Annotated in this window: 10 protein-coding genes; 9 read left to right on the top strand and 1 reads right to left on the bottom strand. The window is 42.0% G+C overall.

Features of this window, described 5'->3' with window-relative positions; translation table 11 throughout:
- Positions 1 to 173 precede the first annotated feature (173 nt).
- The 3 genes from ACH0QE_RS24060 (at position 174) to ACH0QE_RS24050 (ending at position 2,930) form a co-directional block, all read left to right on the top strand.
- Positions 174 to 1,844: a ribonuclease J gene (locus tag ACH0QE_RS24060; RefSeq protein WP_415802987.1), complete on the top strand. Its 1,671-nt coding sequence runs from the start codon at positions 174 to 176 to the stop codon at positions 1,842 to 1,844.
- A 139-nt stretch (positions 1,845 to 1,983) separates the two neighbouring features.
- Positions 1,984 to 2,724, top strand: a complete 741-nt coding sequence (locus ACH0QE_RS24055) for a ClpP family protease (RefSeq protein WP_415802986.1) — start codon at positions 1,984 to 1,986, stop codon at positions 2,722 to 2,724.
- Positions 2,721 to 2,930, top strand: coding sequence for a YlzJ-like family protein (locus tag ACH0QE_RS24050; RefSeq protein ID WP_415802984.1), 210 nt, complete (start codon positions 2,721 to 2,723; stop codon positions 2,928 to 2,930). Before ACH0QE_RS24055 ends, ACH0QE_RS24050 begins: the two co-directional genes overlap by 4 nt.
- A gap of 247 nt (positions 2,931 to 3,177) precedes the next feature.
- Here the strand turns inward: ACH0QE_RS24050 and ACH0QE_RS24045 are convergent, their stop codons facing one another.
- A complete protein-coding gene (locus ACH0QE_RS24045; protein ID WP_415802983.1) occupies positions 3,178 to 3,351 on the bottom strand; it encodes a hypothetical protein in 174 nt (57 codons plus the stop codon).
- A gap of 119 nt (positions 3,352 to 3,470) precedes the next feature.
- On the opposite strand from ACH0QE_RS24045, the gene ACH0QE_RS24040 reads away from it, so the two are divergent.
- The 6 genes from ACH0QE_RS24040 (at position 3,471) to ACH0QE_RS24015 (ending at position 11,844) form a co-directional block, all read left to right on the top strand.
- Entirely contained in the window at positions 3,471 to 5,807 is a 2,337-nt protein-coding gene (locus ACH0QE_RS24040; protein ID WP_415802981.1) for a DNA translocase FtsK, read from the top strand.
- Between the two features lie 307 nt (positions 5,808 to 6,114).
- Positions 6,115 to 6,840: a GntR family transcriptional regulator gene (locus ACH0QE_RS24035; RefSeq protein ID WP_415802980.1), complete on the top strand. Its 726-nt coding sequence runs from the start codon at positions 6,115 to 6,117 to the stop codon at positions 6,838 to 6,840.
- Between the two features lie 87 nt (positions 6,841 to 6,927).
- Positions 6,928 to 8,022, top strand: coding sequence for a BMP family lipoprotein (locus ACH0QE_RS24030; protein ID WP_415802979.1), 1,095 nt, complete (start codon positions 6,928 to 6,930; stop codon positions 8,020 to 8,022).
- 267 nt (positions 8,023 to 8,289) lie between these two features.
- Positions 8,290 to 9,813, top strand: a complete 1,524-nt coding sequence (locus ACH0QE_RS24025) for an ABC transporter ATP-binding protein (RefSeq protein ID WP_415802978.1) — start codon at positions 8,290 to 8,292, stop codon at positions 9,811 to 9,813.
- On the top strand, positions 9,810 to 10,889 hold the full coding sequence (locus ACH0QE_RS24020; RefSeq protein WP_415802977.1) for an ABC transporter permease: 1,080 nt from the start codon (positions 9,810 to 9,812) through the stop codon (positions 10,887 to 10,889). The genes ACH0QE_RS24025 and ACH0QE_RS24020 overlap by 4 nt, the downstream gene beginning before the upstream one ends.
- A gap of 1 nt (position 10,890) precedes the next feature.
- Positions 10,891 to 11,844: an ABC transporter permease gene (locus ACH0QE_RS24015; RefSeq protein ID WP_415802975.1), complete on the top strand. Its 954-nt coding sequence runs from the start codon at positions 10,891 to 10,893 to the stop codon at positions 11,842 to 11,844.
- The last annotated feature ends 77 nt before the right edge of the window (positions 11,845 to 11,921 follow it).

Below are 11,921 nucleotides of genomic sequence, written 5' to 3'. Positions count from 1 at the left end.
TTTAGCACAAATTAGATGTGCTAAATTAAGTATAAGCCATGGTATACTTATGTATTTATAATTAGACCAAATAAAATTAAGTATATAATTAGAAGTCAAGATTTTCTGTCATCAAGTATAATGTTAGTAATTGGTCACGGTCGGAGATATAACAACATAGGAGGAGCGTAGACTTGAATACGAAGAAAAATGAAAATATAAAAATCATCGCACTTGGTGGGGTAGGGGAAATCGGTAAGAATATGTACGTCACCGAAGTGGACGGTGATATTTTTGTTGTTGATGCGGGATTAATGTTCCCTGAAGATGAAATGCTGGGAATCGATATTGTTATTCCGGATTTTTCTTATTTAACTTCTAATAGTGAAAGAGTTAAGGCAATTCTACTGACGCATGGACATGAAGACCACATTGGAGCATTAACTTATGTTTTACGAAAAATCAATGTTCCGGTTTATGGAACAAAGCTTACTATTGCCCTTGCGAAGGAAAAGATGAAAGAACAGGAATTCTCTGGTTCAGTTAACTTTCGTGAAATAAATGCAGATACAGTTTTGAATTTCGACAGTGTGTCTGTCTCCTTTTTCAAGACCAATCACAGTATCCCTGATTCAGTTGGCATCAGCATTAATACCTCAGAAGGCGCAATCGTACATACAGGGGACTTTAAATTCGATCAGGCTGCTGCACCACTATACAAGCCTGAAATAGGCAAGATGGCTGCGATTGGTGAAAAAGGAGTGCTTTGCCTGCTTTCTGATAGTACAGAGGCTGAAAGACCAGGATATACTCCATCTGAATCAACCGTGGTTGCTGAGCTTTCTAATGTGTTTTATAATGCACAGGGCAGAATAATAGCTGCCTGCTTTGCCTCTGACCTAAACAGAATTCAGCATCTATTTGACAGTGCTGCGGCAAATGGCCGCAAAGTAGCAGTGGCAGGGAAAAGCCTGAAACGTGTGTATGATATAGCGTTACAACTCGGCTACATACAGGTAGAAGAGGACTTGATTATATCGGTAAATGATTTGGAGAAGTACGAAGATAGTCAAGTGGTTATTTTAACGACAGGAAATCAGGGAGAGCCGATCGAGGCTTTGCAGAAAATGGCTAAACAAGTGCATCCCCAGGTGAATATCCAGGAAGGGGACACAGTCTTGTTTGCAGCTTCTCCATTAAGGGGAAGTGAAGTATTTATTTATAAGACAATGGATATGCTTTACCGAGCCGGTGCAAATGTAGTATCAAGCAAAAAAAGTGTTCAGGTTTCAAGCCATGGAAGCCAGGAAGAACTGAAATTCATGATCAATCTGATGAACCCAAAATTCTTCATTCCTGTTCACGGTGAACACAAAATGCTCAAGGCCCACAAAAAGTTAGCACAGTCATGCGGAATTTCGGAAGAGAATATTTTCATTCCGGACCGAGGTGACGTGATTGACATTTCTGGAGGAAAACTAAAGTCAACAGAGAAGGTGCAGGCAGGGAATACATTGATTGACGGAATCGGGGTAGGAGACGTAGGCAATATTGTTCTCCGTGACCGCAGGCTGCTCTCGCAGGACGGTGTTTTAATTGTAGTCGTCACATTGAATAAAGCAGACAGAAAAATTGCTGCCGGCCCGGAAATTATATCCCGCGGTTTCGTCTATGTACGTGAATCCGAAAAGCTGGTGGCAGAATCCTCAACTCTGGTAAAAGAGATTGTGGAGAAAAATACAAATAAAGAGTCATTCGATTGGAACAGTTTAAAACAAGACATACGTGATTCACTGAGCCAATACTTATATGAAAAAACAAAACGCCGCCCAATGATCATGCCAATCATAATGGAAGTTAAATAAACACGAAAAAGTACTGGCTCAATGCCAGTGCTTTTTTATTTTTTTGCGTATTAAAAACTTTATATCACTCTTCGCTCTGGAATGAAATTGATGATGATGTTCATACTAAAATTATCATGCCTGAAGGGAGCATAAGGATATGAATAAATTCAGTTCAGAAAACCAGGAAGGTCAGCAAGGGGATAAGGAGAACAAACCATCTGGTCTTCTTGAGAAAATCCAGCAGCTAGGACAGACGAATGTACCCCAGCTGTCTCAGGATTCGAAAATTCATTGTTTGACGATTGTTGGTCAAATCGAAGGTCATATGCAGCTTCCGCCTCATAATAAAACGACAAAGTATGAACATTTGATTCCACAAATTGTCGCTATTGAACAAAACCAGAATATTGAAGGGTTGCTTGTCATCTTGAATACAGTTGGCGGGGATGTAGAGGCAGGACTCGCTATATCGGAGATGCTGGCTTCACTCTCAAAGCCGACAGTTTCAATTGTACTGGGTGGCGGACATTCTATCGGAGTACCTATTGCGGTTTCATGTGATTATTCGTTCATTGCGGAAACAGCAACAATGACAATTCATCCGATCAGGTTGACGGGACTTGTCATTGGCGTTCCGCAAACTTTTGAATACCTGGATAAAATGCAGGAAAGAGTCGTTAATTTTGTGACGAAACACTCCAATATCGCCGAAGAAACATTTAAAGAGCTGATGTTTGCAAAAGGTAACCTGACAAGGGACATCGGAACGAACGTTGTCGGCCATGATGCAGTAGAAACCGGTCTCATCCATGAAGTCGGCGGCATAGGACAGGCGATGAAGAAGTTAAATGAATTAATTGATTTGAATAAACAAAAGTCTGAAGTGATTGTACAATGATCCTTTATACTATGATGCCGCATGATCAGGTGTTCCCTCCAGAAGAGGGGGCTGTAAACCAGGTTATGATAAGCTATAACGGAATCCCTATCATGGCTGAATTGACCGAGAATCACGAATATCGGGTAGTCAGGGTAATGAGTACCGATCCAAACCATTACATGGAACCTACATGTTTACCGGGTTCGACAATTACACTTTCTTAGATAAGTTGATTCTCGATATAAATAAAACTGCCACTTTGGTTTGTGCGAGTGTTAAAAATGTAATCAGTTTAGATAGTCCTCGAAAAGTGCTAGGACTCCAGCTATTTATAAACGATTGTGCCGCTTCTACTGGCAAATATGATATAATATGGATACACTAAAGCATTGGCAGCCGAATAGGGCTGCTTTTCTTCCTTTATAAGAAAGTTTAAACTTTTGCACTAAGATTACTGTCTAGCTCCAGCGCCTAGCCCCTCGAGGTCGCATGTCTAGTGTCGCCTCCTAGAAACCCCGAAACTTCAACTCCGCCGGCAGAAGCAAAAAGCGCTTCTTTGTCGGAGTCTCCAGTTTCTGCGTTTCTGGGCAGTCGGCTATACATTTCGATTTCGGTCCGCCCAATGAAGTCAAAGAGCGACTTCACTGGTCGGCCCTCCAGCGCTTGTCGGGGCTGACCAAGGCGCTTGCGCTTTTCTTATGAAGTTTGAGAACAGGACTCGTTGAATATGCTGTTAGTGAAGCTATAAATATTCAGGTGATAAAATGGCCAAGAAGAAAAGACGGCAATCGAGAAAGAAGAGTACATTGAAAACAACAGTTCAATATGAACTTGCCGGGTTAGCATTGCTCGCATTGGCCATCATAGCGATGGCGGATCTGGGTGCTGTAGGAAGGGCGGTCGTGATGTTTTTCCGCTTTTTCTTCGGGGAATGGTATATGCTCAGTCTGGTAGGACTGGTCGTGTTCAGTATTTATATTATGTGGAAACGCAGTCTGCCATTTATATTTCATACCAAATTGATTGGTACATATCTGATTGTTGGTGCAATCTTGTTATTAAGCCACGTGACGTTATTCGAACTGTTATCCAATGGAGGTAAGTTCGAGGATCCAAGTGTCATTAAAAATACTTTTGATTTATATGTCATGGAGGCAAAAGGAGAGACAAGCACGACAGACCTTGGAGGCGGGATGATCGGGGCTGTGATGTTTGCACTGTTTTACTTTTTGTTTGATGCAGCGGGATCTCAATTGATTGCTTTTCTTTTAATTATCTTTGGAGCGATCCTCGTTACAGGGAAGACCTTTAGCGAAGTTGCGGGGAAAATACTTACACCGATTGGCAATTTTATCAAAGGCCAGTGGGTTTCATTCATTGATGATCTAAAGCAGTGGAAAGAAGATCAACAGCATAAAAAGGAAGCCAAGAAGCTCGAAACGAAACAGGCAAAAACCGAGAGCAAACAGGCAGATTCGCAGGAAGCGTCTGTTGAAAAAACAATTGATCTTACCGAGGAGCCATCTCCGGAGCCGATTATCTCCAGCTTTGCGGAGCGAGCCTATGCAAACACTGCTGAAGCACAATCACAGCAGCCGGAGAAGAAGGCTAAAACTGCAACTGACACAGAAAATGATGGTGACGAATTGCCACAGTCCATAACTTTTGCTGAGGTAGAGAATACCTCATATGAGCTGCCGCCGATAGAAATATTGAAGCTTCCGAATAAAACCGACCAGAGTGGAGAATACGAAATGATCCATGCCAATGCAGCCAAGCTTGAACGTACATTCCACAGCTTTGGCGTAAAGGCAAGGGTAACCCAGGTACATCTTGGTCCTGCTGTTACAAAGTATGAAGTCCACCCCGATGTAGGTGTCAAGGTCAGCAGAATTGTAAGCCTGAATGATGATCTGGCCTTAGCTTTGGCTGCGAAGGATATCAGGATTGAAGCCCCTATACCCGGAAAGTCAGCTATAGGGATAGAAGTACCTAATTCCGAGGTGGCAATGGTTTCTTTAAGGGAAGTTATCGAATCAAAGCAGCACAACAAACCTGGGTCCAAACTGCAAATCGGCTTAGGACGCGATATTACAGGTGAAGCAGTGCTTGCAGAATTGAATAAAATGCCCCACCTTCTTGTTGCTGGTGCTACGGGAAGCGGCAAGAGTGTATGTATTAACGGTATTATCACTAGTATTCTCATGAAGGCAAAGCCTCATGAAGTCAAGCTGATGATGATTGATCCTAAAATGGTCGAGTTGAATGTTTATAATGGAGTTCCACATCTGCTTGCCCCTGTTGTCACCGATGCTAAGAAAGCATCCCAGGCACTCAAAAAAGTGGTCAGTGAGATGGAAAGGCGCTATGAGCTCTTCTCACACACTGGCACAAGGAACATAGAAGGATACAATGAATATATTAAGAGGTACAATAGCGAAGAAGAAGCGAACCAGCCTCTGCTTCCATTCATTGTCGTAATTGTGGACGAGCTAGCGGACTTAATGATGGTCGCATCTTCTGATGTTGAAGATTCAATTACCAGGCTGGCACAGATGGCTCGTGCTGCAGGTATACATCTGATCATTGCTACGCAGAGACCGTCTGTTGATGTCATTACAGGGGTAATCAAAGCAAATATACCGTCAAGAATTGCATTTGCTGTTTCTTCGATGACAGACTCACGGACGATTCTTGATATGGGCGGCGCCGAAAAGCTGCTAGGAAGAGGAGATATGTTGTTCCTGCCGGTCGGTGCATCCAAGCCTGTCAGGGTCCAGGGAGCTTTCTTATCGGATGAAGAGGTTGAAGAGGTTGTAAACTACGTCATTGGCCAACAAAAGGCACAGTATCAGGAGGAAATGATTCCAGAAGATATACCTGAGAACACATCTGAGGTTGAAGATGATTTGTACGGTGATGCTGTAGATCTTGTGGTGGAAATGCAAACAGCTTCTGTATCCATGCTGCAAAGGAGATTCAGAATAGGATATTCACGCGCTGCGAGGCTGATTGATGAAATGGAGCTCCGTGGAGTCGTGGGTCCTTATGAAGGAAGTAAACCAAGGACCGTCCTGGTAGCTAAGTCAGAAGAGGCTTAAAATCGATACTGGAAAAAAGACAAAAGCCGGATGGTCACATCCGGCTTTTGCTTTTTCTATAGGACATACCTCCTATAGGAGGTATAATAATGTCATACTATTAAAACCGCTTACAAAATACTATTATATCAAAAATATAGGTTTTTTGTCCCGGAAAAAATGACAATTTTGGTTATACTAGCTTTTTTCGACAAATTGTTGAAACACTATTTATTTATGTCAGAAAAAGTGTTATAGTATTTTCGATTAGTAGGAATGCTATACATCAGATGTCTGATGTCTTGAGCAAAGGTTGGAGGAACGCCTCATGTCGATCAAGTCAGATAACCGGCACCTGTATTTACAAGTAATCGATCACCTGAAGCAAGATATTCAAAAAGGAGTTTATAAAGAAAGAGAGAAGCTTCCTTCTGAATTTGATCTTGCCAAGCAACTGGGTATAAGCAGAGCGACCCTCCGTGAAGCGTTGCGAATTCTTGAAGAAGAAAACGTCATTATCCGCCGTCATGGAGTAGGTACTTTTGTGAATGCCAAGCCTTTGTTCGAATCAGGGATTGAACAACTTAATAGTGTTACAGGAATGATTGAGCAGGCAGGGATGAAACCCGGGACAATCTTTTTAAACTCAATGACTACAGGACCTACCGAAGAGGATATCCGTCGTTTTTCATGCTCTGTTGATGAAGAAATTACTCTTGTTGAAAGAGTGCGGACTGCAAACGGAGAACCAGTTGTCTATTGTTTAGACAAAATTCCGGGACACATCTTGCCTAGCGACTTTTCTCATGAAGATGAGTCATTGCTTCATTTAATTGAGGCAAAGTCCAATCGCAAAGTGACCTATGCAGTTGCCCAGATTGAGCCAATAGGCTATCACGAGAAAATTTCACCAATCTTAGATTGTGATCCGGAAACTGCACTGCTCGTGTTGAAGCAAATGCATTTCGACGAAAACGATGAGCCAATTCTTTACTCGGTAAACTACTTTAAAGCCGACAAGTTCAGTTTTCATGTTCTTAGAAAAAGGGTTTAATTTTTCATTGAATTGAAAACGCTAACTAATAGGCTTTTCAGAACATTCCTGCGAAATCCAACAAACATTCTCTGGGGGGTACAAACCTTGAAAAAGCGTAAATTTGGTTTGGTAATGTCACTGCTTTTAGCTGCAGGTACGATGCTGGCAGGTTGCGGAAGTGATGAGGGCGGTAGCGATAACAGCAAAAAGTCAGACTTAAAAGTAGGTATGGTTACTGACGCTGGTACAATTGATGACAAGTCATTCAACCAAGGTACATGGGAAGGAATTCTTAAGGCTGAAGAAGAATTCGGCGTAGAGACAAAGTACCTAAAGCCAGCAGGAACTACTGAAGCAGAATACTTAAAAGAAATGGGCAACTTATACGATGCAGGATACAAGTTCATCGTTACACCGGGCTTTAAATTTGAAACAGCTGTTTTCCAAGCCCAAGATAAATATGAAGATGCAAAGTTTGTAATCCTAGATGGGAATCCGCACAATGGAGATTACAACCCTGTTGTTAAAGATAACACTGTAGCAGTATTCTTCGCTGAGCACGAATCAGGCTTCCTTGCGGGTGTAGCTTCTGCTCTTGAATTGAAAGAAGGCGAAGCTGGATTCATCGGCGGTATGGAAATCCCTGCTGTACAAAAGTTCAACTGGGGCTTCCAGCAAGGACTTAAATATGCCAATGAAAACCTTGGAACAAACGTAACAATCAAGGCTGAAAACGTAGTATACCAAGGTTCATTCGACAACGCTGCTGCTGGTGGACAGATTGCTGCTCAATTCTATGATCGTGGCGTAGATGTTATCTTCACTGCTGCTGGTGGTGTAGGTGTCGGTGCAATCAACGAAGCTAAAAACCGTGCTAAGGCTGGAGATAATGTTTGGATCGTTGGTGTTGACGTAGACCAGTATGAAGATGGAAAATACGAAGGTGATAAGTCAGTCATCCTAACTTCTGCTATGAAGAAGCTTGACCAAGTTTCTTATGACATGGTTAAAGCAGAGCTTGATGGCAAGTTCCCTGGCGGAGAAACATTAATTTTTGATGCTAAGAATGATGGAATCGGCCTTCCAGAAAAAAACCCTAACTTGAGCGATGATACAATGAGCAAAGTTGATGAGGTTTTCGAAAAGATTAAATCTGAAGAAATCAAGGTCTCTTCTGAACAAGGAGATTTGTTTAAGTAAAATAATACAAAAGAGACGGTCTCTTCCGTCTCTTTTGTCTATAAAACCCGATACGGAAAATATTAGAAAATATATAAAATGTATATAGCTATTTTTCGTTTTGATCTAGAAATGTACAGCTCCAGAGCCTTGCTTCCAAACAATCGGTGCCCAAAGGAAGTTGTTGTATCACTTCCTTATGGAACGCGGTCTATCCTTGAGAAGCTGACCAAGGCGCTTACGCTATTCTTAATAGGTATAGAGTCTAATACAAAGGTGAGTGCTACTATGAGTTATGTAGTTGAGATGTTGAATATTCGGAAAGAGTTCCCGGGTATTGTAGCCAACGATAATATTACCCTTACCCTTAAAAAAGGGGAAATACATGCACTGTTAGGTGAAAACGGTGCAGGGAAGTCAACCTTGATGGGTGTCCTGTTCGGCATGTATCAGCCTGAAAGAGGAGAAATAAAAGTAAATGGCAAAGAAGTGAAGATTACTAATCCTAATGTTGCCAACCGTTTGGGTATCGGGATGGTACATCAGCACTTTAAGCTAGTTGAAAACTTTACTGTAACAGAAAACATCATCCTTGGCAGTGAGCCGCTTAAAGGAATGGTGCTTGACATTAATAAAGCGGCAAAAAGAATTGAAGAATTATCAAAGCATTATGGTTTGAATGTAGACCCTCACGCTAAAATTGAAGATATATCAGTAGGTATGCAGCAAAGGGTAGAAATATTGAAAATGCTTTACCGTGAAGCGGACGTTTTGATTTTGGATGAGCCAACAGCTGTTCTTACTCCATCAGAAATTGAAGAATTGATGAAGATCATGCGCAATCTTATTAAAGAAGGTAAGTCTATTATTATAATCACTCATAAACTTAAAGAAATAAAGGCAGTTGCTGACCGTTGTACGGTAATCCGACGTGGTAAAGGCATTGGCACTGTCAATGTTGCAGAAGCCAGTGAAGCAAGTCTTGCCGAAATGATGGTCGGACGTCAGGTCTCTTTTAAAGTGAATAAGAAAGAAAGTACTCCTGGTGAAGTAGTACTTAAAATAGATTCCTTGTCAGTTAAAAATAATAGAAAAGTATTAGGACTGAAGGATTTTTCGTTGGAAGTACGTGAGGGAGAAATTGTCGGTATTGCAGGAGTAGAAGGCAACGGACAGACAGAGCTAGTGGAAGCGATCACGGGGTTAAGAAAAGCAGAGTCTGGTTCAGTCCTTATTTATGGCGATGAAATCATCGATCTTCCAATCCGACAAAGAAATGAAAAGGGAATTAGCCATATTCCGGAAGACAGGCATAAACGCGGTCTGGTACTTGACTATACACTTCAATCAAATATGGTTTTACAAATTTATAACAAACAGCCTTTCTCCAAAAATGGACTATTGAACGTTCAAGCTATGAAATCATATGCACAAAAGATTTTGACGAACTTTGATGTTCGTTCTGGTGAAGGTGCAGCTTCCATTGCCAGGACTCTTTCCGGAGGCAACCAGCAAAAAGCAATCATCGGAAGAGAGTTGGAGCTGGATCCTAAGCTCTTGATTGCGGTTCAGCCAACACGCGGTCTTGATGTTGGATCAATTGAGTATATCCATAAAAGGATTATTGAACACCGTGACAAAGGCAACGCAGTTTTGCTGATTTCATTGGAACTTGATGAGGTTTTACAGTTATCAGATCGTATCGCTGTTGTAAACAATGGTGAGCTGGTAGGGGTCGTAAATGCAGCTGAAACTAACGAAAATGAAGTTGGTCTAATGATGGCAGGCGTGTCTAAGGAGAGAAGCATATGAGAAATACCATCGTATCATTAATTTCTATTATTCTAGGGCTGGTGGCCGGAGGAATCTTGATGCTTTTCATCGGCAGCAACCCGATCGAAGGCTATGCCTATTTGCTTCAGGGGGCGCTGAAAAATCTGGAGCGTATCGGTAATACTTTGGCTACAGCAACCCCGCTCGTATTTACTGGCTTGTCTGTCGCTTTTGCTTTCCGTACAGGTCTTTTTAACATTGGAGCATCTGGACAGATGCTGGTTGGGGGCCTCGCAGCGACAGCAGTCGCTTTGACTTTCGATTTATCCAGGCCAATCCTTCTTTTGGCAATGGTTCTTGCAGGTCTGGTTGCCGGTGCATTATGGGCTTACATTCCTGGTTTGCTTAAAGCAAAGTTCAATGTGCATGAGGTTGTTTCAACAATCATGATGAACTGGATCGCTTACTGGTCGATTTACTATATTGTTCCTGGTTATTTCAAGGGAGAATTCCTTGAAACAGAGTCTAAGAAACTGGCAGAAACAGATACTTTGAGAACGCCTTTCCTGACAGAGATGTTTGATGGTTCTTATATTAACTTAGGTTTGTTCCTTGCAGTTATTGCCGTAATCATAATTGCCTTCATTATCGATAAGACAACATTGGGATTTGAATTGAAGGCGGTTGGATTTAACAGGTTTGCTGCGGAATATGCAGGTATGAAAGTTAACCGTAACATCATCTTGTCCATGTTGATTTCCGGTGCACTTGCAGGTGTTGGCGGTGTAGCATTGTACACAGGTAATGCCTCAAGCATTCAAATTGGTATTCTTCCTTCACAAGGTTACGATGGTATCGCGGTCGCACTTCTCGGTGCAAATCATCCTGTAGGTGTATTCTTCGCTGCAGTGCTGTTCGGGATTTTATACTCTGGCACCGGATTCATGAATGCTATGACAGAAATTCCACCTGAATTGGCGAATACTATTATCGCGATCATCATTTATTTTGCAGCGACAAGTGTAATGATTGAGCGTCTGCTAAACAAATTCAAGGCTAAAAAATCAAACAAAGCAGATAAAAGTGGTCCTGTAGTCGAGAAGGGAGATTCATAAGATGTGGTCAATTATAGAACAAATTTTTCCTTACGCGATTATCTTTACAATTCCTCTTCTTATTACAGCACTCGGCGGACTTTTTAGTGAAAGAAGCGGTATTGTTAATATTGCCCTCGAGGGATTGATGGTCATCGGTGCATTCTCTGGCGCTCTATCCATTCATTACCTGAGCGGCGTATTGGACAACCACACATTGGTGCTTTGGCTTGGATTGCTGGCTGCAGTACTTGCAGGTGTGATTTTCTCCGTATTGCACGCGTTTGCAAGCATTAACCTGAATGCCAACCAAATCATCAGTGGTACGGCAATCAATTTGATTGCTACTGCCCTGACCGTGTTTCTTGCACGGAATATGACTGGAAGTGGAAACATCCGGATTTCAAGTGGTTTTTCACCGTCAAATGTCCCTTTCCTTTCTGATATTCCTGTCATCGGAGCTTTGTTTTTCACAAAAACGTATCCAACAACATGGTTTGTATTGGTTATTCTATTCGCAAGTTCATTCATTTTATATAAAACAAGGTTCGGTCTTCGGTTACGTTCATGTGGTGAATTCCCGCAGGCTGCAGAAGCAGCAGGGATCAACGTCCGCAAAGTCCGTTACAGTGGGGTATTGATTTCAGGAGCTTTCGCTGGATTGGGAGGAGCCTTGATTATTGTCACACAGTCAGGAGAATTCACTGGGACTGTTGCAGGTCTTGGCTTCCTTGCATTGGCTTCCTTGATTTTCGGTCAGTGGAAACCGCTAGGTGTGCTGGCAGCGACATTATTCTTTGGATTTGCGAGTACGATTGCAAACGTCTCTCAAGTAATTCCAGAGTTGGCTGTTATTCCGCCAATCTTGTTGAAAATTTTCCCATATGTAGTGACGCTAATCGCGCTCGTTATATTCTCCAAGTCATCACAAGCTCCAAAGGCTGTTGGAGAAACCTTTGATAGTGGAAAACGCTAAAATTTTATACTGTAAAAAGAGGTGCCTGCTCATAGGTACCTCTTTTATTTCGTCTCTTGGATTTCTTCATTATATTA

The organism is Mesobacillus sp., assembly GCF_047739415.1.
Classification (GTDB): Bacteria; Bacillota; Bacilli; order Bacillales; family Cytobacillaceae; genus Mesobacillus.
This window is presented reverse-complemented; position numbering and strand designations above follow the sequence as displayed.